21 protein-coding genes are annotated in these 26,127 nt (G+C 60.1%); 10 read left to right on the top strand and 11 right to left on the bottom strand.

The genetic code is table 11. The annotated features are described in order from the left end of the window. Positions 1-40: 40 nt before the first annotated feature. From AB4N41_RS06200 to AB4N41_RS06155, 10 genes are all read right to left on the bottom strand, one after another. Positions 41-1,603, bottom strand: a complete 1,563-nt coding sequence (locus tag AB4N41_RS06200) for a SpoVR family protein (protein WP_024014545.1) — start codon at positions 1,601-1,603, stop codon at positions 41-43. Next, on the bottom strand, positions 1,600-2,871 hold the full coding sequence (locus AB4N41_RS06195) for a YeaH/YhbH family protein (protein ID WP_039757709.1): 1,272 nt from the start codon (positions 2,869-2,871) through the stop codon (positions 1,600-1,602). The genes AB4N41_RS06200 and AB4N41_RS06195 overlap by 4 nt, the downstream gene beginning before the upstream one ends. 119 nt (positions 2,872-2,990) lie before the next feature. Then, on the bottom strand, positions 2,991-4,913 hold the full coding sequence (locus AB4N41_RS06190; RefSeq protein WP_016772892.1) for a PrkA family serine protein kinase: 1,923 nt from the start codon (positions 4,911-4,913) through the stop codon (positions 2,991-2,993). Positions 4,914-5,208: 295 nt separating this feature from the next. Continuing rightward, positions 5,209-5,538: a thiosulfate sulfurtransferase GlpE gene (gene glpE / locus AB4N41_RS06185; RefSeq protein ID WP_095181409.1), complete on the bottom strand. Its 330-nt coding sequence runs from the start codon at positions 5,536-5,538 to the stop codon at positions 5,209-5,211. 34 nt (positions 5,539-5,572) lie between these two features. Beyond that, entirely contained in the window at positions 5,573-6,454 is an 882-nt protein-coding gene (locus AB4N41_RS06180; protein ID WP_056786666.1) for a symmetrical bis(5'-nucleosyl)-tetraphosphatase, read from the bottom strand. Beyond that, a complete protein-coding gene (apaG, locus tag AB4N41_RS06175; RefSeq protein ID WP_095181410.1) occupies positions 6,454-6,834 on the bottom strand; it encodes a Co2+/Mg2+ efflux protein ApaG in 381 nt (126 codons plus the stop codon). Before apaG ends, AB4N41_RS06180 begins: the two co-directional genes overlap by 1 nt. 113 nt (positions 6,835-6,947) lie before the next feature. Continuing rightward, positions 6,948-7,766 carry a 16S rRNA (adenine(1518)-N(6)/adenine(1519)-N(6))-dimethyltransferase RsmA gene (gene rsmA / locus AB4N41_RS06170; protein WP_039757718.1) on the bottom strand — a complete coding sequence of 273 codons (819 nt, stop codon included), beginning with the start codon at positions 7,764-7,766 and terminating at the stop codon, positions 6,948-6,950. Beyond that, complete coding sequence (pdxA, locus tag AB4N41_RS06165; protein ID WP_136493051.1) at positions 7,763-8,752, bottom strand: 4-hydroxythreonine-4-phosphate dehydrogenase PdxA; 990 nt, start codon at positions 8,750-8,752, stop codon at positions 7,763-7,765. Before pdxA ends, rsmA begins: the two co-directional genes overlap by 4 nt. Then, positions 8,749-10,071, bottom strand: coding sequence for a peptidylprolyl isomerase SurA (gene surA, locus AB4N41_RS06160; RefSeq protein WP_177342713.1), 1,323 nt, complete (start codon positions 10,069-10,071; stop codon positions 8,749-8,751). The genes pdxA and surA overlap by 4 nt, the downstream gene beginning before the upstream one ends. After that, positions 10,046-12,844 carry an LPS-assembly protein LptD gene (locus AB4N41_RS06155; protein WP_095181412.1) on the bottom strand — a complete coding sequence of 933 codons (2,799 nt, stop codon included), beginning with the start codon at positions 12,842-12,844 and terminating at the stop codon, positions 10,046-10,048. The genes surA and AB4N41_RS06155 overlap by 26 nt, the downstream gene beginning before the upstream one ends. 130 nt (positions 12,845-12,974) lie before the next feature. On the opposite strand from AB4N41_RS06155, the gene AB4N41_RS06150 reads away from it, so the two are divergent. From AB4N41_RS06150 to AB4N41_RS06140, 3 genes are read left to right on the top strand one after another with little or no spacing between them, the layout of a single operon-like run. Further along, positions 12,975-13,994, top strand: a complete 1,020-nt coding sequence (locus AB4N41_RS06150; RefSeq protein WP_095181413.1) for an aminoglycoside phosphotransferase family protein — start codon at positions 12,975-12,977, stop codon at positions 13,992-13,994. Beyond that, complete coding sequence (murU, locus tag AB4N41_RS06145; RefSeq protein ID WP_252876998.1) at positions 13,991-14,662, top strand: N-acetylmuramate alpha-1-phosphate uridylyltransferase MurU; 672 nt, start codon at positions 13,991-13,993, stop codon at positions 14,660-14,662. The genes AB4N41_RS06150 and murU overlap by 4 nt, the downstream gene beginning before the upstream one ends. 1 nt (position 14,663) lies before the next feature. Then, complete coding sequence (locus AB4N41_RS06140; protein ID WP_252876997.1) at positions 14,664-15,431, top strand: TerB family tellurite resistance protein; 768 nt, start codon at positions 14,664-14,666, stop codon at positions 15,429-15,431. 123 nt (positions 15,432-15,554) lie between these two features. Here AB4N41_RS06140 and AB4N41_RS06135 read toward each other — a convergent pair whose 3' ends face one another. Beyond that, a complete protein-coding gene (locus tag AB4N41_RS06135) occupies positions 15,555-16,541 on the bottom strand; it encodes an alpha/beta hydrolase family protein (RefSeq protein ID WP_252876996.1) in 987 nt (328 codons plus the stop codon). Between the two features lie 73 nt (positions 16,542-16,614). Between AB4N41_RS06135 and AB4N41_RS06130 the strand changes: the two genes are divergently transcribed. From AB4N41_RS06130 to AB4N41_RS06100, 7 genes are all read left to right on the top strand, one after another. Beyond that, positions 16,615-19,011 (top strand): PAS domain-containing sensor histidine kinase, encoded by a 2,397-nt coding sequence (locus tag AB4N41_RS06130; RefSeq protein ID WP_252876995.1) that lies wholly within the window; start codon positions 16,615-16,617, stop codon positions 19,009-19,011. An 84-nt stretch (positions 19,012-19,095) separates the two neighbouring features. Beyond that, on the top strand, positions 19,096-19,725 hold the full coding sequence (locus tag AB4N41_RS06125; protein ID WP_003228820.1) for a response regulator: 630 nt from the start codon (positions 19,096-19,098) through the stop codon (positions 19,723-19,725). A gap of 322 nt (positions 19,726-20,047) precedes the next feature. After that, a complete protein-coding gene (locus AB4N41_RS06120; protein WP_041476689.1) occupies positions 20,048-21,172 on the top strand; it encodes an ABC transporter ATP-binding protein in 1,125 nt (374 codons plus the stop codon). A 48-nt stretch (positions 21,173-21,220) separates the two neighbouring features. Further along, on the top strand, positions 21,221-22,264 hold the full coding sequence (locus AB4N41_RS06115; RefSeq protein ID WP_016772907.1) for an ABC transporter substrate-binding protein: 1,044 nt from the start codon (positions 21,221-21,223) through the stop codon (positions 22,262-22,264). 258 nt (positions 22,265-22,522) lie between these two features. Next, complete coding sequence (locus AB4N41_RS06110) at positions 22,523-23,770, top strand: ABC transporter permease (protein WP_073476581.1); 1,248 nt, start codon at positions 22,523-22,525, stop codon at positions 23,768-23,770. A gap of 12 nt (positions 23,771-23,782) precedes the next feature. Then, positions 23,783-24,607, top strand: coding sequence for an ABC transporter permease (locus AB4N41_RS06105; RefSeq protein WP_186532890.1), 825 nt, complete (start codon positions 23,783-23,785; stop codon positions 24,605-24,607). Between the two features lie 285 nt (positions 24,608-24,892). After that, on the top strand, positions 24,893-26,041 hold the full coding sequence (locus AB4N41_RS06100; RefSeq protein ID WP_071173763.1) for an iron-containing alcohol dehydrogenase: 1,149 nt from the start codon (positions 24,893-24,895) through the stop codon (positions 26,039-26,041). The last annotated feature ends 86 nt before the right edge of the window (positions 26,042-26,127 follow it).

Raw genomic sequence — 26,127 nt, 5'->3', positions numbered from 1 at the left:
GGATAACCCTTGCGTCAGACTTTCGGAGGCCGGAACCGGATCAAAGATGAATCACGGCCAGATCGAGCCGGCCGTAATCGCCTTCGCTGTGTTCACTGCGTGGCGGCACGTGATGGGTTTTCATGATCTGGTCGCCTTGCAGGGTTTCCAGATGAATGTCGAAGCCCCAGAGCCGGTGCAGGTGCTTGAGGACTTCTTCGGTGGAGTCGCCCAAGGGTTTGCGGTCGTGCTGCTGATGGCGCAGGGTCAGCGAGCGATCACCGCGCCGATCGATGCTGTAAATCTGCACGTTCGGCTCACGATTGCCGAGGTTGTATTGCGCTGCCAGGGTTTCACGGATGATGCGGTAGCCGCCCTCATCATGAATGGCCGGCACCAGCAAGTCGTCTTTCTGGTCGTCATCGAGAATGCTGAACAGCTTTAGATCACGGATCACCTTGGGCGACAGGTACTGCAGGATGAAGCTCTCATCCTTGAAACTGCTCATGGCGAACTTGATGGTCGACAGCCAGTCGGAACCGGCGATGTCCGGGAACCAGCGGCGATCCTCTTCGGTAGGCTCTTCGCACATGCGCCGAATGTCGCGGTACATGGCGAAACCCAATGCATAGGGGTTGATGCCGCTGTAGTACGGACTGTCAAAGCCAGGCTGAAACACCACGCTGGTGTGCGAGGTGAGGAACTCCATCATGAAACCGTCGGTCACCAGGCCTTCGTCATACAGGTCATTCATCAGCGTGTAATGCCAGAACGTTGCCCAGCCTTCGTTCATGACTTGGGTCTGGCGCTGCGGATAGAAGTACTGGGCGATCTTGCGCACGATGCGCACGATCTCGCGCTGCCAGGGTTCCAGCAGCGGCGCGTGTTTCTCGATGAAATAGAGGATGTTTTCCTGCGGTTCGGCCGGGAAGCGGGCGTTGTCCTTGTCGCTGTATTTGTCAGCGCCTTTGGGAATGGTGCGCCACAGATCATTGATCTGCTTCTGCATGTGCTCTTCGCGATCCTTCTGCCGCCGGCGCTCTTCTTCGGCGGAAATCGGATACGGGCGTTTGTAACGGTCGACACCGTAATTCATCAGGGCATGGCAGGAGTCGAGCAGATCTTCCACGGCATCGATGCCATGGCGCTCCTCGCACTGCATGATGTACTGCTTGGCGAACACTAGGTAATCGATGATTGAACTGGCATCGGTCCAGGTGCGGAACAGGTAGTTGCCCTTGAAAAAACTGTTGTGGCCATAGCAGGCGTGAGCCACCACCAGCGCCTGCATGCAGATGGTGTTTTCTTCCATCAGATAGGCGATGCACGGGTCGGAGTTGATCACGATCTCGTAAGCCAGGCCCATTTGCCCGCGACTGTAGGATTTCTCTGTGCTGAGGAAGTGTTTGCCGTAGGACCAGTGGTGGTAACCCAACGGCATGCCCACCGAGGCATAGGCGTCCATCATCTGCTCGGCGGTAATCACTTCGATCTGGTTGGGATAGGTATCCAGCGCGTAACGGGCCGCGATCCGGGCGATTTCGCGGTCGTAGGTCTGGATCAGCTCGAATGTCCATTCGGAGCCGGTGGATATGGGTTGGCGCTTCTGCTCTTTGGCGGTCATGTCACTAACCTGCGCTGGAAGAGTTCACGGAAGACCGGATAGATATCTCCGGCCGAGACCAGTTGCTGCTGGGCAAACGTGTCAGAGAAGGCTTCGGCGATGCGTTCGTACTCGTACCACAGGGCCTGATGTTCGCGCGGGGTGATCTCCACGTAAGTGTAGTACTGCACAAACGGCATGATCTGATTGATCAGGATGTCGCGGCAGATCGGCGAATCGTCGTTCCAGTTGTCGCCGTCGGAGGCCTGAGCGGCGTAGATGTTCCACTCGTTGCTCGGATAGCGCTCGGCCATGATTTCCTGCATCAGCTTCAGGGCGCTGGAAACAATGGTGCCGCCGGTCTCACGAGAATAGAAAAACTCCTCTTCGTCCACTTCCCGGGCGCTGGTGTGGTGACGGATGAACACCACGTCGATCTTGTCGTAGTTACGCTTGAGAAACAGGTACAGCAGGATGAAAAAGCGCTTGGCGATGTCCTTGGTGGCCTGCGTCATAGAACCGGACACGTCCATCAGGCAGAACATCACTGCTTTGGAACTGGGATTGGGTTGCTTGACCAACAGGTTGTATTTCAAGTCGAAGGTGTCGAGGAACGGCACGCGGTGAATGCGCGCGCTGAGTTTCTCGATTTCAGCTTCGAGTTCCTGAATATCGCCGAAGTTGTCCGGTTCTTCGCGCTTGAGCCGCGCCAGTTCTTCTTTGGCTTCGCGAAGCTTTGCGCGGCTGCTGCCAGACAGGGCAATGCGACGCGCATGTGCTGAGCGCAGGGTGCGGATGATGTTGATCCGCGACGGATTGCCCTCATTGCTGATCCCGGCGCGTACGGTTTTGAATGTGTCGGTGCCGGTCAGGTTGCGTTTGACCAGGTTCGGCAGTTCCAGGTCTTCGAACATGAATTCGAGAAATTCTTCCTGAGTGATCTGGAAGACGAACTCGTCCATTCCTTCGCCTGAATTGCCGGCCTTGCCCGGGCCGCGCCCACCGCCGCCGCCCGGTGGACGGGCGATATGTTCACCGGCCGTGAACTCTTTGTTACCGGGATGCACCACGGTCTGTTTGCCGCCGCGTCCGTGATGGAGCACCGGTTCGTCGATGTCGCGACCGGGAATGCTGATCTGTTCACCGTGCTCCATATCGGTGATGGAACGGCGACTGACTGCCTCTTCGACAGCCTTTTTGATGTGGTCACGGTAACGCCGCAGAAAACGCTGGCGGTTCACCGTGCTCTTGTTTTTGCCATTGAGGCGTCGGTCGATCACATAGCTCATAAGGCCCCTCCGGGGAGCTTCAAGTTTTGAGCTGCAAGCTGCAAGTAGAGGCCGATTCACCCGGATGGGGATTCACGCGCGTTCTCCTTGCAGCTTGTGGCTTGTAGCTTGCAGCTGCCTCACTGCGACTTGCGGACCCGCAGGTACCATTCGGACAGCAGGCGTACCTGTTTATCGGTGTAGCCACGTTCAACCATTCGCGTAACGAAGTCGTTGTGTTTTTGCTGATCCTCCTTGCTGGCCTTGGCGTTGAAGCTGATGACGGGCAGCAGGTCTTCGGTGTTGGAGAACATTTTCTTCTCGATGACCACCCGCAGTTTTTCGTAGCTGAGCCAGGTCGGGTTCTTGCCGTTGTTGTTGGCCCGGGCGCGCAGGACGAAGTTGACGATCTCGTTGCGGAAATCCTTCGGATTGCTGATTCCGGCCGGTTTTTCGATTTTTTCCAGCTCTTCGTTCAGGGCCACGCGGTTGAGGATCTCGCCGGTTTCCGGGTCGCGATACTCCTGGTCCTGGATCCAGAAATCCGCGTACAGCACGTAGCGGTCGAAGATGTTCTGACCGTATTCGCTGTAGGACTCCAGATAAGCAGTCTGGATTTCCTTGCCGATGAACTCGATGTAGCGCGGCGCCAGGTATTCCTTCAGATAGCGCAGGTAGCGTTCGCGGGTTTCGGCCTGGAACTGTTCCTGTTCGATCTGCTGCTCCAGCACATAGAGCAGGTGCACCGGGTTGGCGGCGATTTCATGCGGGTCGAAGTTGAACACCTTGGAGAGGATCTTGAAGGCGAAGCGGGTCGACAGTCCGTTCATGCCTTCGTCGACACCGGCCGAATCGCGGTACTCCTGAATCGACTTGGCCTTCGGATCGGTGTCTTTCAGGTTTTCGCCGTCGTAGACGCGCATCTTCGAATAGATGTTGGAGTTTTCCGGCTCCTTGAGGCGCGACAGCACAGTGAACTGCGCGAGCATTTTCAGGGTGTCCGGTGCGCAGTGCGCCTTGGACAGGGAACTGTTGAAAAGCAGTTTGTCGTAGATCTTCACTTCGTCGCTGACGCGCAGGCAGTACGGCACTTTGACGATGTAGATCCGGTCGATGAACGCCTCGTTGTTCTTGTTGTTGCGGAAGGTGTGCCACTCAGATTCATTGGAGTGAGCCAGCAGGATGCCGGTAAACGGAATCGCGCCGAGGCCTTCGGTACTGTTGTAGTTGCCCTCCTGGGTAGCAGTCAGCAATGGGTGCAGCACCTTGATCGGCGCCTTGAACATTTCGACGAATTCCATCAAGCCCTGGTTGGCCCGGCACAGCGCACCGGAGTAGCTATAGGCGTCAGCGTCGTTCTGTGGGAATTCTTCGAGTTTGCGGATATCGACCTTGCCGACCAGAGCCGAGATGTCCTGGTTGTTCTCGTCACCGGGTTCGGTCTTGGCCACGGCAATCTGATTGAGGATCGACGGGTACAGCTTGACCACGCGGAACTGGCTGATGTCGCCGCCGAATTCGGCCAGGCGCTTGGTCGCCCAGGGCGACATGATGGTGTTCAGGTAGCGCCGTGGAATGCCGAAATCTTCCTCGAGGATCGCGCCATCTTCGGTGGCGTTGAACAGACCCAGAGGCGACTCGAAGACCGGCGAGCCCTTGATGGCATAAAAGGGCACTTTCTCCATCAGTTGTTTCAGCTTCTCGGCCAGGGACGATTTACCGCCACCGACGGGGCCGAGCAGATAAAGAATCTGTTTCTTCTCTTCCAGGCCTTGGGCGGCGTGGCGGAAATACGAGACGATCTGGTCGATGCATTCTTCCATCCCGTGGAAGTCTTCAAAGGCTGGATAGCGGCGGATCACCTTGTTGGAGAAGATGCGCGACAGCCTCGAATTGGTCGAAGTGTCGAGCAGTTCCGGTTCGCCGATCGCCATCAACAGACGTTCGGCGGCGGAAACGTAGGCGCTGCGATCGTTTTTGCACAGCTCCAGGTACTCCTGCAGAGAGAGTTCTTCCTGGCGTGTGGATTCGAAGCGTTGTTGGAAGTGGCTAAAGATACTCATGACGTCACCTCGCTCGATACGTGGAGCCGACGCCGGATCACTCAGTCGATGCTGGCAGCAGTCGCTGTGGCAGCTGCTGTTTACCCCCCAGAATTCTCCCACGGTCGACAAACCGCGAAAGCTACTCCCGATGACCCGCGCGCCGGTGTACCGGCTCTCCCCTGTTTTGGATGGCCTGCGCTTAAGGATAGTTGGGAATTCGAGAGGTAAAGGCGAGATACGTAATTAGTTGTGGCAGACCGTTCGTCTGCCGCGCGCAGGCCCACGGCAGCCGGGGCCTGCGCTGCGCAAAAAATTATTCGGCGGTGCCTTGCGCGGTTTCCGACGGATAAGTCGTACGCCACAGCTCAAAGCCGCCGTCCATGCTGTAAACGTCGGAGAAGCCTTGGCTGACCAGATAGGCGGCTGCGCCCTGGCTGGAATTGCCGTGGTAGCAGACCACGACGGTCGGTGCATCGAGGTCGGCGCCTTGAATGAAAGCGTGCAGGGAATGGTTGTCGAGATGTTTGGAGCCGCTGATGTGCAGCGCGGCAAAGGTCGCCGGATCGCGTACGTCGACTACGACTGCGCCCTGTTCACGCAGGGCCTGCGCCTGTTCCGGGGGGATTCGTTTGAATTCGGTCATGACAAAGTACCTGTTGCTCTACTGAAGGCGCAGTCTAACGCGAGGCGTTGACGGGCGAATCGTTGGGGGTGAGTGGGGCGACTGATGGCGCAAGTCCGCCGTGCTCGTCGCATTTGCATGACAGGCGTTCGCCGCTGTCGACGTTCATCAGCGTCAGGCTGCCGCCCCAGACGCATCCGGTGTCCAGCGCGGAAATGCCCGGCTCGTGGATATTGCCCTCGAGCGCCGCCCAGTGACCGAAGATGATGCGCAGGCCTTTGGTCTTGCGCTCCTTGTGCTGAAACCACGGCTTGTAGCCGGGTGGGGCGCTGTCGAGGCCTTCCTTGCTTTTGAGGTCGAGCTTGCCCTCGGCGGTGCAAAAGCGCATGCGTGTGAAGTAATTGGTGATCACTCGCAGACGATCAATGCCTTTGAGGTCGTTGTCCCATTTTGCCGGCTCGTTGCCGTACATACCGTCAAGGTAGGCGGGGAATACGTTGTCGTCACGCAGGGCGGTCTCGACTTCGGCGGCGCACTTCAACGCACGGCGCAGCGACCACTGCGGCGGGATGCCGGCATGGACCATCGCAACATCGCGTGTTTCGTCGTAATGCATCAGCTTTTGCTGGCGCAGCCATTCCATCAGTTGCGGCCCATCGGGGGCCTCGATGATTTCGCGCAGTGTGTCGCTTTTCTTCAGGCGCTCGATCTTCTTCGCGGCGGCCAGCAGGTGCAGGTCGTGATTGCCGAGCACGCAGACCAGCGACTCACGCATGCCAAAGAGAAAACGCAGGGTTTCCAACGACTGCGGGCCACGGTTGACCAGATCGCCGACCAGCCACAGCCGGTCAAGCGCCGGGTCGAAGGCAACTTGTTTGAGCAGGCACTTGAGCGGTTCGAGGCAGCCTTGCAGGTCACCGACGGCATACGTCGTCATCAGTGCAGGGCTCCGGGCACGGCGAGGCGAAACGGTTCAATGATTGCATCGAAATGTTTGCCGTCGTCGGCGAGCATTTGATAAGTGCCCTGCATGGTGCCGACCTTGGTGGTCATCACTGTGCCGCTGGTGTAGACATGGCTCTTGCCTACATCGATCGACGGTTGCTGGCCGACGACGCCTTCACCGCGCACGTGTTCGACATGGCCGTCACCATCGGTGATCACCCAGTGCCGGGACAGAAGCTTGGCCGCAACCTTGCCGTTGTTCTGTACGGTGATGGTGTAGGCGAAGGCGAAACGGTCGTGTTCGGGTTGCGATTGGTCTGGCAGATAGCGGGTGACGACGCTGACATCGACCTGATAACGGGAATCGGACATGCAAGAAGGCCTTAACGAAGCGGAACGCGGGGCGTAGCTGATGGGGAATCAGTCTAGGCAAGTATCGGGCAGTAAACCAGAGTGGTGTGCTGCCCGATAGCGTTCATCGCGAGTCAGTCGGCGGCGGGAGCTGCCGGGACCTGTATCGCGAGCTGGTCGGCCAGGCGCACGAATGCGGCCAGATCCAGTTGCTCGGGACGCAGGCTGCCATCAACGCCAGCGGCTTCGATCTCGGCGTTGCTGAGCAATTGCTTGAGGGTATTGCGCAAGGTTTTGCGGCGCTGATTGAAGGCTTCGCGTACCACGCGCTCCAGCAACTTGTGATCCTTGGCCGGGTGCGGCAGAACCGCGTGGGGCACCAGACGAACGATCGCCGAATCGACTTTCGGCGGCGGATTGAATGCGCCCGGGCCGACGTTGAACAGATGTTCCACGCGGCAATGGTACTGAACCATGATCGACAGACGACCCCAGTCGCCGCCACCCGGGCCTGCGGCCAGGCGCTCGACCACTTCTTTCTGCAACATGAAGTGCATGTCACGAATGATGCCGGCGTTGTTCAGCAGATGAAAAATCAGCGGCGTGGAGATGTTGTACGGCAGGTTGCCAACCACCCGCAGGCTGTTCGGTGCGGCGTTCAGCGTATTGAAGTCGAACTTCAGCGCATCGCCCTGATGCAGGTTGAAATTGCTCATGCCGGCGAACTGCTGGTTGAGGATCGGGATCAGATCCTTGTCCAGCTCCACCACGTCGAGTTGCGCGCCAGAGCCAAGCAAGCCTTGGGTCAGGGCACCTTGGCCCGGGCCGATTTCCAGCAGGCGATCGTCAGCCTTGGCATGGATAGAGCGCAGGATGCGGTCGATAACACCGGCATCGTGGAGGAAGTTCTGACCAAAGCGTTTGCGCGCCTTGTGTTGATATTGCTCGTTCATAAACGGGTCTCGGCCATCTGGTAGGCGGTTTCCAGGGCGACTTGCAGGCTGCCGGTGTCGATCCTGCCGCTGCCGGCCAGATCCAGGGCGGTGCCATGGTCGACCGAGGTGCGGATGATCGGCAGGCCCAGCGTCACGTTGACGGCAGCGCCGAAGCCTTTGTACTTGAGCACGGGCAGGCCCTGGTCGTGGTACATCGCCAGCACTGCGTCGCAGTGCTCCAGATATTTGGGGGTAAACAGAGTGTCGGCAGGCAGCGGGCCACGAAGGTCCATGCCCTCGCCGCGCAGGCGCTCTAATGTCGGTTCGATGATGTCGATTTCTTCATGGCCCAGGTGGCCGCCTTCACCGGCATGCGGGTTGAGACCGCAGACCAGGATGCGTGGCCGGGCGATGCCGAATTTGTCTTGCAGGTCGGCGTGCAGGATTCGCGTCACTCGCTCGAGCCGTTCAGGGGTGATCGCGTCGGCAATCTCGCGCAGGGGCAGGTGGGTGGTGACCAGCGCCACGCGCAAACCGCGAGTGGCCAGCATCATCACTACCTGCGCGGTGTGCGTCAGGTCGGCGAGAAATTCAGTGTGTCCAGAGAACGCGATGCCCGACTCGTTGATCACACCTTTGTGCACCGGCGCGGTGATCATCCCGGCGAAATCGCCGTTCAGGCAGCCGTTGCCGGCGCGGGTCAGGGTTTCGAGGACGAATGCAGCGTTGGCCTTGTCCAGTTGCCCGGCGATTACCGGTGCGCTGAGCGGCGTGTCCCAGACGTACAGGCTGTTGGCCGGTGCTGGAACATCTGGCCACTGCCCCGGCGCGACATCCAGCAGATTGACGGCCAGCCCCAACTGCGCGGCCCGCTCAAGGAGCAGGTCGCGGCTGGTGATGGCAATCAGGGGATGTGGCTGGGCTTGCGAGGCGAGCAGCAGGCACAGGTCGGGACCGATGCCGGCTGGTTCGCCGGGTGTCAGCGCGAAACGCTTGGGTTTCACTGCGCTGCCTGGTCTGCACCAGGGAGTTTGATCTCTACGTATGCTTCGTCACGGATCTGACGCAGCCAGGTTTGCAGCTCTTCATCGTATTTGCGGTTACGCAGTACGGACATCGCTTGCTGCTCACGGGCCTGTTCGGTGCCGTCAGTGGCGCGACGGCCAAGGACTTCCAGCACGTGCCAGCCGTATTGGGTCTGGAATGGCTTGGACAGTTGACCTTGTGGGGTCGAAGCCATCACTTCGCGGAATTCCGGTACCAGCACGTTCGGGTCGATCCAGTTCAGGTCGCCGCCGTTGAGGGCGGATCCCGGGTCTTCCGAGTAGTTTTTCGCCAGTTCGGCAAAATCTTCGCCGGCGGTGATGCGTTCATACAACGATTGCACCAGTGCCTTGGTCTTGGCTTCGTCGCGGATCGGGCTCGGCTTGACCAGGATGTGGCGGACATGCACTTCGTCGCGCATCTGCGCTTCGCCGCCACGTTTGCCCAGCAGCTTCAGAATAATGAAGCCGCCCGGCGTGCGCGCAGGCTGAGTGATGTCGCCAACCGCCATGCTGCTCAGCTCACGATCGAACGGAGGTGGCAGTTGTGCGGCTTTACGCCAGCCCATCTCGCCGCCTTCCAGCGCGTTGTCGCTACCGGATTTGGCCACGGCCATCTGACCGAAGTCGGCGCCTTGCTTGAGCTGCTGGTATACATCCATCGCCTGACGATAAGCGCTCTGAATGGCTTCAGAGTTGGCGCTTTCCGGGGTCGGAATCAGGATGTTGGCCAAGTGCAGTTCTTCGGACAGCTGCATCTTACCGAGGTCGGAGGCGAGGAAGTTCTTCACTTCCTGCTCGGACACCTGGATACGCTCCGCCACACGACGCTGACGCACACGGCTGATGATCATTTCGCGCTTGATCTGATCACGGGCGTCGTCATAGTTCAGGCCGTCACGAGCCAGTGCAGCACGAAACTGATCGACACTCATGTTGTTGCGCTGAGCAATGGTGCCGACAGCCTGGTTCAACTCTTCGTCAGTGATGCGGATGCCCGAGCGTTCGCCGATCTGCAGTTGCAGGTTTTCGACGATCAGACGCTCGAGCACTTGCTGATCGAGCACACCCGGAGGCGGCAGACCGCCACCGCGCTTGGCGATGGTCTGCTGAACTTCGTGAACGCGTTGGTCCAGTTGGCTCTGCATGACCACGTCGTTATCGACGATCGCCACCACTTTATCGATGGACTGTACGGCGGCGTTGGCCGCCGTACCCAGGAACAGCGCGCCCAGCAGCACCGGGCGCAGACAATCAGAAAGCTTGGTCTTCACGTTCACGATAACCTTGAATGCCTTTGTCGAGGAAGCTCTCTACCTTGGCGCCAGTCAGGCCGCCGAGTCCCTTCAGAACAATTTGGAGGAAGATGCCATGGTCGCCTTTTTCGTTTTCCGGGGCGTTCTGACTGTTTTCGTCATAGGCGACCCAGTAACGGTTGATCAGGCGCAGTTTCCAGCAGCAGTTGTCGTATTCGAAACCACCGAAGGCTTCCAGCGTGCGATTGCGGTTGTAGTCGTACTGCCAGCGACTGATGGCGTTCCACTGCGGAACGATCGGCCAGATGACCGAGAAGTCATGCTGCTGGATCTTGTAGTAGTCCTTCACGTAGCCAGGTTGACCCGGGGTGCCGTAGTCGCCGCCGCCCACCGACCATTGACCAGTATTCTGGTCGTATCGAACCTGGTCGTTGCGATAGCGGTAACCGGCGTTGATGACCTTGTTCGGGTTGTCCGCAGGCTGGTAATGGAACATCGCGCTGCCGGAGCGCGGGCTGCGGCTGTCCGGATCCCAGTTGTAATCGGCAGTGGCGCGCCAGTCACGGTTCCAGCGGTATTCATATTCGAGCGCGTACGGCGAAACACTGGATTTGGAGTCTTCACGAGTTTTCGCATCGATACCAGGCAATTGCACTTCGCGGTTCTTGAAGTAGTACGCCTGGCCCACGCTGATGCGCTGACGTTCAAACCCGTTTTCTTCGATCCAGCGACTGGTAACGCCCAGCGATAGTTTGTTCTCGTCGCCTACACGGTCGGCGCCGGAGAAGCGGTTGTCGCGGAACAGCGAAGAGTAATTGAAGGTATATTCGCTGGTGTCGAATACTGGAATGTCTTCCTGATCTGTCTCGGGAACATAGAGGTAGAACAGGCGTGGTTCCAGAGTCTGGCGGTAATTCTTGCCGAAGTAGGAAGTATCGCGATCGAAATACAGGCCGCTGTCGATGCTGGCAATCGGGACGCCGCGGCTCTGGTTGCTGTCGAACTTGCCGTAAAGCTTCTGGTTTTCCGGCGACAGCGCATCAATCTGGGATTTGCCGGTGTTATCCAGATCAAGCTGATACTGCGTGTACTGATACTTCAACGATGGTTTGAGGAAACCATAGGTCCAGTTCATCGGCAGGCTGACGCCCGGCTTCAGATTCAGGCGATCACCGTTAGCGCGGGCCAGACCGCTGATGTTTGTGTCCAGACGACGCTCGGCAATGCCATCTTCATTGATGAAGTCGCCATCACGTAGATCGCGATCGAAACGAACCAGCTCGGTCTCGTAATCGAAATTCAGACCTTCCGGATGGTACGGCAGCTGACCATTGAAGGTGATCTGCGGCAGACGACCATACGGTGTGATGTTGGAAACGGTAGCCAGCTGATATTGCTGAGCATTCAGGCGTGCGGTGTAGTTGTCGCCACGGTAGCTGACCGCACCCTGCTGATTGACGAAATCATCGCTCTTCACACCAATCTGATCGGTCTGCAGATCCTGGAAGTAATACGGATCGCTGATCTTGGTGTAATCAACTTCTGTGAGCACACGGGAATCGAGCCCGCCCTTGTGCTGCCAGTTGTACATATAGCGAGTGTCTTTGTAGTCGGACTGAAGCTTGCGATCGTCGTTCTCATCATTGAGGTACGCCGCACCGAACTGACCTTCACTCGACTTGGTCAGGTAGCGGAACTCACCCTCCACCAGCATGCCGCGCTTGCTCATGTAACGCGGGTACAACGTGGCGTCATAGTTCGGCGCCAGGTTGAAGTAGTACGGGGTGACCAGCATGAAGCCGGTGTCGCTGCCCGAACCGATGGTCGGCGGCAGGAAGCCTGACTGGCGACGGTCGTCGATCGGGAAGTAGATGTACGGGGTGTACAGAATCGGGATGTCTTTGACGCGCAACGTCACGTTGGTCGCGGTGCCGAAACCGGTCGCCGGGTTCAAGGTGATGTTGTTGCCCTTGAGCTGCCACGCGTTGCTGTTCGGTTCGCACGTGGTGTACGTGCCGTCCTTCAAGCGGATGATCGCGTTTTCGGCACGCTTGGCATACAGCGCGTTACCGCGGATGCGCGATTTGTGCATCACGTATTCGGCGTTGTCGACCTTGGCTTCACCAGTGTCGAGCTGTACATCGGCGTGGTCGCCGACGATCAGCGCGCCGTTGTCGCGGATGCGCACGTTGCCGGCCAGTTCGCCACGGCTCTCGGCCTGATACAGATTGGCCTCGTCGGCTTCGACCTGCATGCTGCCCTGACGCATGATCACGTCACCGGCAAGGCTGGCGACCTGGGTGTCCTGCTCGTAACGCGACGCTTTGGCACCGATGAAGGTCGGCGCGTCACTTTTATTCGTCTTGTCATTCATGCCAGGACGAATCGGTTCGATATAGGAACCAGAGCAGTAAGGACCGGTCTCGGCCAATTGCGCGGCGGTGAGCTTCTCGCGCGGAACCCAGTCGAGGTGACTGTAGTCTTCGCTACGGGATTTCAGGCCACGGCCCTTGGACTCGGTGACCAGTGCGGTTTTCGCGCCAGTGTCGGCGTCGGAACCCTTGTCGGCCGCAGGCTCGCCGGCGGCGCTGACGGCACTGCCGTCATGCACCGGACGCGGCGGCAATGCCGCGGCGGGCGACTTGGGCGCACAGTCCCAGCCACCCGTAGCCGAGACGGAGCAGTCATACTGCTCGGCGGCAACAACGAATTGACTGGCCAGAGGTTGCATAGCCAGCAGACTGCCGGTTACCAACAATGGAAATTTTTTACGAAACGCGGGGGATTTCAATGCCATCTTATTAGTCCGGGCTTCCTGCGTGCCATCTGCCCGCGGTGTGGGCCGCACGCCTCTCGATGGTCTGAAAAAGATGCTGGATAATAAAGCATGACCCGCTTGACGGCTAGCGCCGTCGGAGACCCTTGCAATGCCTGACCAAGATGTACGCTTGCAACACCTGAAAGTTTGGCTCGATGAGCAGTTGGCAAAGTTGTTTGCCGAGCAGGGCTGGGGCACCGTGCCCCCGGCCACGTTGACCGCGGCCAGCAGCGACGCGAGTTTCCGCCGCTACTTCCGCTGGGAGGGCGATGGTCGCAGCTTCGTCGTGATGGACGCGCCGCCACCCCAGGAAAACTGCAAACCGTTCGTGGATATCGCTTTTTTGCTGGCGAAATCCGGAATTAATGTGCCGAAAATTTACGCCGAAGACCTCGAACGCGGTTTTCTTTTGCTCAATGACCTGGGCAACAAGACCTATCTCGACGTCATCGATGGCGAAAATGCCGACGCGTTATTCCACGATGCCCTGCAAGCGCTGTTGGCTTTTCAACAGTTGCCGATGGTTGCGCCGTTGCCCAGTTACGACGTCGCCTTGTTGCGTCGTGAGCTTGAGTTGTTCCCCGAGTGGTACGTCAAGCATGAGCTGGGCGTCGAGTTCGATGCGGCCCAGCAGCAACAGTGGCAGCACATCAGCGAGCTCTTGATCGACAGCGCGCTGGCGCAGCCGAAAGTGCTGGTGCACCGCGACTACATGCCGCGCAACCTGATGCTCAGCGAGCCGAACCCTGGCGTGCTGGACTTCCAGGACGCGGTGTACGGCCCGGTGACCTACGACGTGACTTGCCTGTTCAAGGACGCTTTCCTCAGCTGGCCGGAAGAACGTGTACGCGGCTGGCTGGAAAGTTATTGGCAGCAAGCCTCGGCACTGGACATTCCGGTGCAAGCTGATTTCGAAGACTTCCTGCGCGCCAGCGACTTGATGGGCGTGCAACGTCACCTGAAAGTCATCGGCATCTTCGCGCGTATCTGCCATCGCGATGGCAAGCCGCGTTATCTGGCCGATGTGCCGCGCTTCTTCTCTTATATAGAAGCAGTGATCGCCCGCCGTCCTGAACTGGCGGAGCTGCAAGCGCTGTTCAGCAGCTTGCGTGCTGGAGCGACGGCATGAAGGCAATGATTCTGGCGGCGGGCAAAGGCGAGCGTATGCGCCCGCTGACCCTGACCACGCCGAAACCGCTGGTGCAGGCCGCTGGCGTGCCGCTGATCGAGTATCACCTGCACGCCCTCGCGGCTGCAGGTTTCAACGAAGTCGTCATCAACCACGCCTGGCTTGGTCAGCAGATCGAGGATCATCTGGGTGACGGTTCGCGTTTCGGCCTGAGTATCCAGTACTCGCCGGAAGGCGAGCCGCTGGAAACCGGTGGCGGGATTTTCCGTGCGCTGCCGTTACTTGGTGACGATGCGTTTCTGGTGGTCAACGGCGACATCTGGACCGATTACGACTTCAGCGTGCTGCACCAGCCGATCAATGGCCTGGCGCATCTGGTGCTGGCGGACAATCCGGCGCATCACCCGAAAGGCGACTTCACTCTCATCGACGGCAAAGTGCAGGACGGCGAGCCTGATGCGCAGACGCTGACCTACAGCGGCATCGCCGTGCTGCATCCGCAGTTGTTCGATGGTTGCAGCGATGGCGCCTTCAAGCTCGCGCCTCTGCTGCGCAAGGCCATGGACAAAGATGAAGTGACGGGCGAGCGTCTGAAGGGGCATTGGGTGGATGTCGGTACCCACGAGCGTCTGGCCGAAGCCGAAGCCTTGATAAGAGCGAGTCACTGAGATGCTGTGGCCAGGGACTCTGATTGGAGCCGGAGTGGGGTACGCGATTGCCAGCATTCCGGGGGCCATGCTTGGGGCGTTGTTGGGGCAGGCGCTGGATCGGCGCCTGCACTTGCAGAGCTGGGGACACTTACGCGAAAAGCTCGGCGGCCGGCCGATGCTGCGCAACGATGAACTGCTGTTCGTGTTGCTCGGGCGTCTGGCCAAGAGCGACGGGCGCGTCACTGACGGGCATATCCAGCAGGCGCGCAATGAAATGCGCGCGCTGGAAATGAGCGAGCCGGCGACTCGGCGGGCGATTGCCGCGTTCAATCGCGGCAAGTCCGGCAGCGACAATCTGCGCGGCTATCTGCGTCGTTTGAGTGCGCAACCGCACGCGGCCGAAGGTGTGTTGCGCGCCTGTTGGCGAATGGTTTGGGCTGATGGTCGCGCCGGGGTCAGCGAACGCGAGTTGCTGGCGCAGTGGGGCAAGTGGCTCGGCTGGACGTCGCAGCAGGTGCAAGCGCTGGCCAGCGATTACGAGCCGGGCAAGCGGCCGATCGTCAGTGCGGCAGTGAGCTATCAGGAGGCGATGAAGCTGCTTGGGGTGTCGGCGAGCAGCGAGCCGGCACAGATCAAGCGCGCTTACCGGCGATTGCTCAGTCGCCATCACCCGGACAAAATCGCCGGCAGCGGGGCGACCCCGGCGCAGGTGCGTGACGCGACCGAGCGTACGCGGGAATTGCATAACGCCTATACGCTGATTCGCGAGCGGCGGGATTTTCGCTAGAAGTTAGATGGGTGTTGCTTGTGCTTGCCCCTTCGCGAGCAGGCTCGCTCCCACATTGAATTGTGCATAGATCCAATGTGGGAGCGAGCCTGCTCGCGAATTAAGGGCGATTCGGTGTGACAGTCAGTCAACAGCCTGAGGATTCAACCAGCCCCGCACCCGCCGAAACAGTTGTTCCTGCTCAGCCTTCTTGTCCGGCAATACCTTCAGCGCCACCTGGCTGAACGCCGAGGTCTTCAGACGCTTGCTCGCCTGCATGCGCTCCAGCGCCGCGTTGCGATCCAGCGCTTTGTCCATGTAGAAAATATCCACCGTCGGCAGCTTCAGCGTCGGCGTCAGTTCGGCGAGTGGCGGCAGGGCTTTGGTCGGGACTTGCGCGTCAACCATGACCAGTTTCTCCACCTGAGGCGTTTGTCTCTCACTGAGAAAACGCGCCGCCCAGTAGGCGCCGGTGCCGTGACCGAGCACGACAATGCTGCGCGCGCTCTGCTGTTCGGCATAGGCAATCGCTGCGTCGATCCGTCCGAAAATGCGCTCGGCGTCGGCTTTGGTTTGTTCTTCGCTGGTCTCGGCCACTACCTGTTCGGCAACTTCCGCTTCCCCACCAGCGGCCTGTTCGATCGGTTGTGCGGTGGTGGCGTCTTTGCTTGTGGTTTCCGGGGCTTTCGGCGCGGCGGTCGGTTCGATCACGCGCGGAGCAAGGGCGTCGCCTTGCAGATCCGGCAGGGTGATACTAAGGCTGCTCCACTCGGCGTCCGGCAATTTGCCTCGCAACGGGCCGATTGCCTGCGGCCAGTCAGCGGTTTCGCCGGCACCGGGAACGATGATCACCGCGCCTTTGGGCTCGGCGCTGTTGGCCGGTTTCCACAGGGCGAGGAAAGTTTCGCTGCCAGCCTGCAGTTGTTGCTGCTCTTGCGCCGGCAGTTTACGTTGCAGTGCGGCGGCCTCTTCCTGACTACGCTCAAGCAGTGGCTGGCGCTCGGCCGGTTTTTCCTCGGCGGGTTTATCCGTGGCGGCGGGCGCCGGGTCGGCGGCTTCGGCGGAAAACGCACAAGGCAGGATCAGCGACAGGCACAATGCTGGCAGTGCCAGGCGGTAGACAGAGGGCATCGGTTATTCCAGGCCAGAAAGTATCCCGGCAGCCTAATGGGTTGGTCAGAATTTGTCAGTGTATGAGACTTCAATGAAGCGATTTTGCTGCCTGTGGGTTATCGGCTGTTTGTGGTTTCCCTTGATGGGCTGGGCGGCGCCTGCGCCGCCGGGCCATGCCGCGCAATTGTCGCCAGAGCAGCAACAATGGCTGGCGCAGCACAACGAATTGCGCGTCGGCCTGGTGTTGCAGGCGCCCTATGCGACCTACGATCGGCGCCTGCAGCGATTGTCCGGGGCCAACGTCGAATTGATGAAGCTGCTGGCCAAAACCCTCGGCGTGGAACTGAGCTGGCGCAACTTTCAGGATCTCGGGCAGTTGGAAAACGCTTTGCGCGAGGGCGAGATCGACATCGCCCCGGGCCTCAGCCAGACCCCGAGCGCGCTGCGCCTCTGGCAGTTTTCCGACCCGTACATGCGCGTGCCGCAACTGGTGGTCAGCGATCAGAAAAGCAGCGGCGCGGTCGATCTGGAAAAACTCGACAGCCAGACCCGCGTCGCCGTGCGCATGCCCAGCAGCACCGCCGATTACCTGCGCAGCAACTATCCGCACTTGAATTTGCAAGGTGTGCCGTTGGAGCGTCAGGCCTTGCAACTGCTGTTGAGTCAGCAAGCCTCCTACGCAGTGGTCGACGAAGCGCAGTTGGGGCGTCTGTCGGTGGAGCCGGAGTTTGCCGAACTGGTGGTGGTCGGCGATATCGGCCTGCCGCAGCTGCTGCGTGTGGCCTCGCGCCGCGATTGGCCGGAACTGGCCGGCATTGTCCAGAGCGCCTTGCGCGCAATACCGGCCAAGGACCTGGAACAACTGCACAACCAATGGCTGCAGCCGAAATACCCACGGCTGACCGAGTCGCCGGGGTTCTGGCAGAACCTCAGCCTGTTGTTCGCGGTGATGCTGCTCAGTTGCGCGGCCATCGTGGTCTGGCAGCGGCGCCAACAACACAGCCTCGAACAACGCTTGCTCAGCGCCCGCGAGGACATCGCGTTGCGCGCCGCCAGCGAAGAGGCCCTGCGACTGACGCAGTTTTCCATCGACCAAAGTACCGTCGGCATTCTTTGGGTCAATTGGGACAGCCATGTGCGCTACGCCAACCGCGCGGCGGAAAACATGCTCGGCTATCCCTCGGGCGGGCTGATCGAACGGCCGCTGATCGATTTCGAGCCCGGCCTGCACATGGATCGCTGGCTCAATCTGTGGAAGCGTGCGCGGGCCAGTGAAGAAGGGCCGCTGAGCTTCGAAACCAGCTGCCTGCGCGCCGATGGCAGCGTGCTGCCGGCGGACGTTTCCCTGAGCTTTCTGCGTTTTCGCGACAGTGAATATCTGGTGGTCTACCTCACCGACGTCACCGACCGCCGCCGCGCGCTCGCCGCTTTGCAGGAAAGCGAGGCGCGCCTGCAAGGCATCGCCGCCAACGTTCCGGGTCTGGTGTTCAGGCTGGAGCGGGCACCGGTCACCGGGCAGATCGACTTTGCCTACATCAGTGAGGGCAGCGAAAGTCTGGTCGGCTACGCACCGGCAGCCATCGCCCATCGTGACATGGGCCTGCGCAGTCTGGTGCACCCCGACGACAAGGCCAGTTATCACCGCACCCAGGATCAGGCGCTGGATACCGACAGCGACTGGTCGTGGCAAGGCCGCATCGTCACGCGCCAGGGCGAGCAACGCTGGGCCGAGATCAAGGCAATCACCCGCCAGTTGGAGGACGGAGCCTATGTGTGGGACGGCATTGTCTGGGACATCAGCGAAAGCAAACGCATCGAGCTGGAACTGGCGGCCTCGCGCGAGCAACTGCGCGAACTGTCGGCGCACCTGGAAAGCGTGCGTGAAGAAGAGAAGGCGCGCATTGCCCGGGAAGTCCATGATGAGTTGGGACAGATGCTCACCGTGCTGAAACTGGAGACATCGATGTGCGAGCTGGCCTACGCGCAACTCGATCCCGGTCTGAACGAGCGGCTCAACAGCATGAAGCGCCTGATCGCACAGTTATTTCAGCTGGTGCGCGATGTGGCGACCGCGTTGCGTCCGCCGATCCTTGATGCCGGGATTGCCTCGGCCATCGAGTGGCAGGCGCGGCGGTTCGAGGCGCGCACGCAGATTCCGTGTCTGGTGCAGGTGCCGGACAACCTGCCGGCGCTCAGCGATGCCAAAGCGGTGGGGCTGTTCCGGATTCTGCAGGAAGCGCTGACCAACGTGATGCGCCATGCTCAGGCACACACGGTGGAGCTGACGCTGGAGCTTGCGGGCGATGAATTGTGTCTGACCGTCAGCGATGATGGCGTAGGATTTGTCGCCGCCGAGGGTCGGCCGACCTCGTTTGGTCTGGTCGGCATGCGTGAGCGGGTGCTGATCATGGGCGGGCGGCTGGAGCTGGTGAGTGAGCCGGGGGAGGGCACCAGTCTTCAAGTGTGGGTGCCGGTAAGTGAGGTCTGAGGTTTTGTATTGTGAGTGCTGACGCCTTCGCGAGCAGGCTCGCTCCCACAGGGACTGGTGTGTACCTGAAATCTGGAGAAAAACGTGATCCGTGTATTGGTAGCCGAAGACCACACCATCGTCCGCGAGGGCATCAAGCAATTGATCGGCCTGGCCAAGGATCTGCAAGTGGTCGGAGAGGCGAGCAATGGTGAGCAACTGCTCGAAACCCTGCGCAGCGTGCCGTGCGAGGTGGTGCTGCTGGACATCTCCATGCCTGGCGTCAACGGACTTGAAGCGATCCCGCGTATCCGTGCGCTGAACAATCCGCCGGCGATTCTGGTGCTGTCGATGCACGACGAAGCGCAAATGGCCGCGCGCGCCTTGAAGGTCGGCGCGGCCGGGTATGCGACCAAGGACAGCGATCCGGCGCTGCTGCTCACGGCGATCCGCAAAGTTGCGGCGGGCGGACGTTACATTGACCCGGAACTGGCCGACCGCATGGTTTTCGAAGTCGGCCTGACCGATACCCGGCCGCTGCATTCGCTGTTGTCAGAACGCGAATTCTCGGTGTTCGAACGCCTGGCCCAAGGCGCCAACGTCAACGATATCGCCCAGCAACTGGCCTTGAGCAGCAAGACCATCAGCACGCACAAGGCGCGGCTGATGCAGAAGCTCAACATCACCTCGCTGGCGGAGCTGGTGAAATATGCGATGGAGCACAAACTCCTTTGACCCCGCCCGCCCCTGTAGGAGCTGCCGAAGGCTGCGATCTTTTGATCTTATAAACGGCAAGGTCAAAAGATCGCAGCCTTCGGCAGCTCCTACAGGAGACCGCGTTGGCATATCTGTTAGCGACAAACGCTTTTGCCCTTGCTCGCGGCTTGCAGCTCACCCCTCACCACTGCTTTATCCATTAGCGCCATCCTTGTAGGGCAATCCCTACCCCCAACCTTCCATTGCGCTTAAGCGATTCTCTCCTGCGCCCCGATTTGCGTGGCCGCCGCCAGCCACTAGGCTTGATGAACAAGCAGTCATCAACAACAAAGGTGTGGGTATGAGCCAGGTCGATACAAGCGCAGGGACCAGTGATGTGCTGGTCAGCTTTCGTGGTGTGCAGAAGAGCTACGACGGCGAGAACCTGATCGTCAAAGACCTCAACCTGGACATTCGCAAGGGCGAATTTCTTACCCTGCTCGGGCCGTCCGGTTCCGGCAAGACCACCAGCCTGATGATGCTCGCCGGATTCGAAACGCCGACCGCCGGTGAAATCCTTCTGTCCGGGCGTTCGATCAACAACGTACCGCCGCACAAGCGCGATATCGGCATGGTGTTCCAGAACTACGCGTTGTTCCCGCACATGACTGTCGCGGAAAACCTTGCTTTCCCGTTGACCGTGCGCGGCTTGAACAAAAGCGATGTCAGCGAGCGGGTGAAGAAAGTCCTCAGCATGGTTCAGCTCGATGCGTTCGCTTCGCGCTATCCGGCGCAGTTGTCCGGCGGTCAGCAGCAGCGTGTGGCACTGGCCCGCGCGTTGGTGTTCGAGCCGCAACTGGTGTTGATGGACGAACCGCTGGGCGCCCTCGACAAACAACTGCGTGAACACATGCAGATGGAGATCAAGCACCTGCACCAGCGCCTCGGCGTGACCGTGGTCTACGTGACCCACGACCAGGGCGAAGCACTGACCATGTCCGACCGCGTCGCGGTGTTCCATCAAGGCGAGATCCAGCAGATCGCGCCACCGCGCACGCTTTACGAAGAACCGAAAAACACCTTCGTCGCCAACTTCATTGGCGAGAACAACCGCCTCAACGGCCGCCTGCTCAGCCAGAGTGGCGAGCGCTGCGTGGTCGAGTTGGGGCGTGGCGAAAAGGTCGAGGCACTGGCAGTCAACGTTGGCCAGACCGGCGAGCCGGTGACCCTGTCGATCCGTCCGGAGCGCGTCAGCCTCAACGGTTCGAGCGATCAATGCGTCAACCGCTTCTCAGGGAGGGTGGCGGAATTCATCTATCTGGGCGACCACGTCCGGGTGCGCCTGGAAGTCTGCGGCAAGACCGACTTCTTCGTGAAACAACCGATTGCCGAGCTCGATCCTGCGCTCAGCGTCGGCGACGTGGTACCGCTTGGCTGGCAGGTCGAGCACGTTCGTGCGCTCGATCCGCTTTTAGAGGCGCACTAAGCGCCCCGGCAATACCAACACCAACCCTGCACGTGGAGAGAACAATAAATGTTGAGATCCCTGAAGTTCACCGCCCTGACTCTGGGCCTGATGGGTGCGACCGGCGCAATGGCCGCCGGCCCGGACTTGACCGTGGTGTCGTTTGGCGGGGCGAACAAGGCGGCGCAAGTCAAAGCCTTCTATGCACCGTGGGAAGCGGCGGGTAACGGCAAGATCGTCGCTGGCGAATACAACGGCGAGATGGCCAAGGTCAAAGCCATGGTCGACACCAAGAGCGTGTCGTGGGATCTGGTCGAAGTTGAATCGCCAGAGCTGTCCCGGGGTTGCGACGAAGACATGTTCGAGCAACTCGACCCGGCCCTGTTCGGCAAGACCGAAGACTACGTCAAAGGCGCCATTCAGCCGTGCGGCGTAGGTTTCTTCGTCTGGTCGACCGTACTGGCTTACAACGCTGACAAGCTGAAAACCGCGCCGACCAGTTGGGCGGATTTCTGGGACACCAAGAAATTCCCGGGCAAGCGCGGCCTGCGCAAAGGCGCCAAGTACACCCTCGAATTCGCGCTGATGGCCGATGGCGTGGCGCCCAAAGACGTCTACAAAGAGCTGGCGAGCAAGGGCGGCCAGGATCGCGCCTTCAAGAAGCTCGATGAGCTCAAGCCAAGCATTCAGTGGTGGGAAGCCGGTGCACAACCGCCGCAGTACCTCGCTTCCGGTGACGTGGTGATGAGCTCGGCGTACAACGGTCGCATTGCGGCGGTGCAGAAAGAATCCAACCTGAAAGTGGTGTGGAACGGCGGCATCTACGACTTCGACGCCTGGGCTATCCCGAAAGGTCTGGATGCCAAACGCGCCGAAGCGGCGAAGAAATTCATCGCCTTCTCGGTGCAGCCGCAGCAGCAGAAGACCTACTCGGAAAACATCGCCTACGGCCCGGCCAACACCCAAGCCGTGCCGCTGCTGGCCAAGGATGTCCTGAAAGACATGCCGACCACCCCGGAAAACATCGCCAACCAAGTGCAGATCGACGTCAGCTTCTGGGCTGACAACGGCGAGCAACTGGAACAGCGTTTCAATTCCTGGGCGGCGAAATAACCACTTATTTACCTGTATGGAGATGGCAAGGGGGCTTTTGTGGTGAGGGGATTTATCCCCGTCGGGTTGCGAAGCAGCCCCAAAGCCATACCCGCTCGGTGGGTCAGATAAACCGCATTCTCAGGTTTTACGACTGCTGCGCAGCCGAACGGGGATAAATCCCCTCGCCACCAGGCTCGCTCCCACAGGTAGCAGTGTTTCAACGCAACAGAGGTGGTTCGCCACCTCTGTAACGATCAAAGATTTGCGGAGTACGTCATGGCCATCGCCGTTCCCCTGAACGAGGGCGCCAGCCCCACCTTGAAGCAGAAGCTCAAGCACGCCGAGCGGGTCAACCGCTGGAAGGCCCAGGCACTGATTGCGCCGCTGGTGCTGTTTCTGCTGCTGGTGTTTCTGGTGCCGATCGTGGCGCTGCTCTATAAAAGCGTCGGCAACCCGGAAGTGGTTGGCGGCATGCCGCGCACTGTCACCGCCATCGCCAGTTGGGACGGCCGTGGTCTGCCCGCCGAACCGGTGTACAAGGCGGCCAGCGAAGACCTCGCCGAAGCCCGCAAAAACCAGACGCTGGGCGATCTGTCCAAGCGCTTGAACATGGAGTTGGCCGGCTATCGCAGCCTGCTGACCAAAACCGCCCGGGCGCTGCCGTTCGCCAGCGAACCGGCCTCTTATAAAGAAGCGCTGGAAGCGCTCGACGAACGCTGGGGCGACCCGGCCTACTGGCAAGCGGTGAAACGCAACACCAGCAGCATCACTCCGTATTACCTGCTGGCGGCGGTCGATCACCGCATCGATGACCTCGGCGAAATCGCCCCGGCCACTCCGGATCAGGCGATCTACCTCGACATCTTCGCTCGCACGTTCTGGATGGGCTTGGTCATCACCGTGATCTGCCTGCTGCTCGCCTACCCATTGGCCTACCTGCTGGCGAACCTGCCTTCGCGGCAGAGCAATCTGCTGATGATTCTGGTGTTGCTGCCGTTCTGGACCTCGATTCTGGTGCGGGTCGCAGCGTGGATCGTGCTGCTGCAATCCGGCGGTCTGATCAACAGTGCGCTGCTGGCCATGGGCATCATTGATAAACCGCTGGAACTGGTGTTCAACCGCACCGGCGTGTACATCTCGATGGTGCACATTCTGCTGCCGTTCATGATTCTGCCGATCTACAGCGTGATGAAAGGCATCTCGCCGACCTACATGCGCGCGGCGATTTCCCTCGGCTGTCATCCGTTCGCCAGTTTCTGGCGGGTGTACTTCCCACAGACCTATGCCGGCGTTGGCGCCGGCTGCCTGCTGGTGTTCATCCTCGCCATCGGCTACTACATCACCCCGGCGCTGCTCGGCAGCCCGAACGACCAAATGGTCAGCTACTTCGTCGCTTTCTACACCAACACCAGCATCAACTGGGGCATGGCCACCGCGCTCGGCGGCTTGCTGTTGCTGGCGACCGTGGTGCTTTATCTGATCTACAGCTGGCTGGTCGGCGCCAGTCGCCTGCGCCTGAGCTAAGGGGAATTTGCGATGCTGAGTCCTTACATGTCGCCCATTGAACGGGTGTGGTTCTACAGCCTGCGGATTCTCTGCGGCCTGATCCTGTTGTTCCTGATCCTGCCGGTGCTGGTGATCGTGCCGCTGTCGTTCAACTCGGGGAGTTTCCTGGTCTATCCGCTGCAGGGCTTCTCGCTGCAGTGGTACCACGACTTCTTCGCCTCGGCGGAATGGATGCGCGCGCTGAAGAACAGCATCATCGTCGCCCCGGCGGCGACGGTGCTGGCGATGATCTTCGGCACCTTGGCGGCGATCGGCCTGACCCGTGGCGACTTCCCCGGCAAAGCGCTGGTGATGGCGCTGGTGATTTCACCGATGGTGGTGCCGGTGGTGATCATCGGCGTGGCGAGTTATCTGTTCTTCGCGCCACTGGGGCTGGGTAACAGCTTCTTCTCGCTGATCGTCGTGCATGCTGTATTGGGTGTGCCGTTTGTGATCATCACGGTTTCGGCGACGTTGCAGGGCTTCAATCACAATCTGGTGCGTGCTGCTGCGAGTCTCGGTGCTTCACCCCTGACGGCGTTCCGCCGGGTGACCTTGCCGCTGATTGCGCCGGGAGTGATTTCCGGGGCGCTGTTTGCCTTTGCGACTTCTTTCGATGAGGTGGTGGTGACGCTGTTTCTCGCCGGGCCTGAGCAGGCGACATTGCCTCGGCAGATGTTCAGCGGGATTCGCGAAAACCTCAGCCCGACGATTGCAGCGGCGGCGACGTTACTGATTGCCTTCTCGGTGATTCTGCTGCTGACCCTGGAATGGCTGCGCGGGCGTAGCGAGAAACTGCGTACTGCGCAGGTCTGAGATCAAGGTCAAAAGCCACCCCTCACCCCAGCCCTCTCCCCAAGGGGGCGAGGGGGAAGGGAGCAGATCTTCGAGGCTTTCGCGGCCGGAGTTCGACTCGGTAATTCAGGTCGATGTATTTCGAGAGTACAACCCGGTCAGTCCCCTCTCCCTCCGGGAGAGGGTTAGGGTGAGGGGCTCTTGATCTTCCTATCCGATCAACCATTCACACCCTGAATAGCAGACAACCCCAAATCCCCAGCTAATCTTGTGCCCAGCTCCCACATCTATAAGAGGCTGCGCACCATGAGTCTGTCCCAGTTCAAAATCGCTCATAAACTGATCACCGGCGCCGCAGCCATCGAACAACTGGCCGCTGAACTCACTCGTCTGGACATCGATAACCCGCTGATCGTCACCGACGCCGCGCTGGTCAAGTCCGGTACTGTCGAACTGGCGCTGGTGCAACTCGGCGGGCGCGACTACGAAATATTCGACCGTGTACTGCCCGATCCGGAAATCGCCATCGTCGAAGACTGCATGCGCGCCTATCGCGAAGGCGGCCATGACGGTTTGATCGGCCTCGGGGGCGGCAGCGCCATCGATATTGCCAAAAGTGTCGCCGCCTACGCCGGATATCACGGCGCGCTGGAAGATCTGTTCGGCGTCGATCAGGTGCCGCGCAAAGGCCCGCCGCTGATCGCCATCCCGACCACCGCCGGCACCGGCTCTGAAGTCACCAACGTGGCAATCCTCTCGGACAAGGTCGCGCAGGTGAAGAAAGGCATCGTCAGCGACTATCTGTTGCCGGACGTGGCGCTGGTCAGTCCGCAAATGACCCTGACCTGTCCGCGCAGTGTTACCGCCGCCAGTGGTGTCGATGCACTGGTGCACGCCATCGAATCCTACCTGTCGGTGAATGCCTCGCCGATCACCGACTCCCTCGCCATTGGCGCAATCAAGTTGATCGCCAGCGCCTTGCCCAAGGCCTACGCCAACGGCGCCAACCTGCAAGCCCGCGAAGACATGGCCACCGCCAGCCTCATGGCCGGCATGGCGTTCGGTAACGCCGGGGTCGGTGCGGTGCATGCGTTGGCGTATCCGCTGGGCGGGCGCTTCAACATTGCCCACGGTGTCAGCAACGCCTTGCTGCTGCCCTATGTGATGACCTGGAACAAAATGGCCTGTGTCGAACGCATGCAGGATATTGCCGAAGCCATGGGCGTGAAGACCGCGCATCTGAGCGCCAGCGAAGCCGCGGACAAAGCCGTGCAGGCCATGACCGACCTGTGCGCGGCAGTGGAAATCCCTGCCGGGCTGCGCAGTTTCGGCGTGCCGGAGGAAGCAATTCCGGCGATGGCCGTGGAGGCCGCCGGCATCGAGCGCTTGATGCGCAACAACCCGCGCAAACTCAGCGCCGGCGACATCGAGAAGATCTACCGCGCGGCTTACTGAGGCGCGGGCGCTGAGGGCACATGGCACAACCCAATCATCGCGGTCCCGGTGCGCGCGTGGAAACTTGAGGTATACAATGCGCGCCA

Source organism: Pseudomonas sp. S2_A10, from assembly GCF_054668465.1.
The sequence above is the reverse complement of the archived record's forward strand: the minus strand, read 5'-3'. Positions and strand labels throughout refer to the sequence as shown.

What these genes read in the sequence shown, in the direction of transcription:
- AB4N41_RS06120 (WP_041476689.1), top strand. Translation starts at nt 20,048, where the DNA reads ATGAGCCAGGTCGATACAAGCGCAGGGACCAGTGATGTGCTGGTCAGC.
- glpE (WP_095181409.1), bottom strand. Translation starts at nt 5,538, where the DNA reads ATGACCGAATTCAAACGAATCCCCCCGGAACAGGCGCAGGCCCTGCGT.
- AB4N41_RS06140 (WP_252876997.1), top strand. Translation starts at nt 14,664, where the DNA reads ATGCTGTGGCCAGGGACTCTGATTGGAGCCGGAGTGGGGTACGCGATT.
- AB4N41_RS06180 (WP_056786666.1), bottom strand. Translation starts at nt 6,454, where the DNA reads ATGACGACGTATGCCGTCGGTGACCTGCAAGGCTGCCTCGAACCGCTC.
- AB4N41_RS06130 (WP_252876995.1), top strand. Translation starts at nt 16,615, where the DNA reads ATGAAGCGATTTTGCTGCCTGTGGGTTATCGGCTGTTTGTGGTTTCCC.
- rsmA (WP_039757718.1), bottom strand. Translation starts at nt 7,766, where the DNA reads ATGAACGAGCAATATCAACACAAGGCGCGCAAACGCTTTGGTCAGAAC.
- AB4N41_RS06195 (WP_039757709.1), bottom strand. Translation starts at nt 2,871, where the DNA reads ATGAGCTATGTGATCGACCGACGCCTCAATGGCAAAAACAAGAGCACG.
- AB4N41_RS06110 (WP_073476581.1), top strand. Translation starts at nt 22,523, where the DNA reads ATGGCCATCGCCGTTCCCCTGAACGAGGGCGCCAGCCCCACCTTGAAG.
- AB4N41_RS06115 (WP_016772907.1), top strand. Translation starts at nt 21,221, where the DNA reads ATGTTGAGATCCCTGAAGTTCACCGCCCTGACTCTGGGCCTGATGGGT.
- AB4N41_RS06200 (WP_024014545.1), bottom strand. Translation starts at nt 1,603, where the DNA reads ATGACCGCCAAAGAGCAGAAGCGCCAACCCATATCCACCGGCTCCGAA.
- AB4N41_RS06150 (WP_095181413.1), top strand. Translation starts at nt 12,975, where the DNA reads ATGCCTGACCAAGATGTACGCTTGCAACACCTGAAAGTTTGGCTCGAT.
- AB4N41_RS06105 (WP_186532890.1), top strand. Translation starts at nt 23,783, where the DNA reads ATGCTGAGTCCTTACATGTCGCCCATTGAACGGGTGTGGTTCTACAGC.
- AB4N41_RS06190 (WP_016772892.1), bottom strand. Translation starts at nt 4,913, where the DNA reads ATGAGTATCTTTAGCCACTTCCAACAACGCTTCGAATCCACACGCCAG.
- apaG (WP_095181410.1), bottom strand. Translation starts at nt 6,834, where the DNA reads ATGTCCGATTCCCGTTATCAGGTCGATGTCAGCGTCGTCACCCGCTAT.
- AB4N41_RS06100 (WP_071173763.1), top strand. Translation starts at nt 24,893, where the DNA reads ATGAGTCTGTCCCAGTTCAAAATCGCTCATAAACTGATCACCGGCGCC.
- AB4N41_RS06135 (WP_252876996.1), bottom strand. Translation starts at nt 16,541, where the DNA reads ATGCCCTCTGTCTACCGCCTGGCACTGCCAGCATTGTGCCTGTCGCTG.
- AB4N41_RS06155 (WP_095181412.1), bottom strand. Translation starts at nt 12,844, where the DNA reads ATGGCATTGAAATCCCCCGCGTTTCGTAAAAAATTTCCATTGTTGGTA.
- murU (WP_252876998.1), top strand. Translation starts at nt 13,991, where the DNA reads ATGAAGGCAATGATTCTGGCGGCGGGCAAAGGCGAGCGTATGCGCCCG.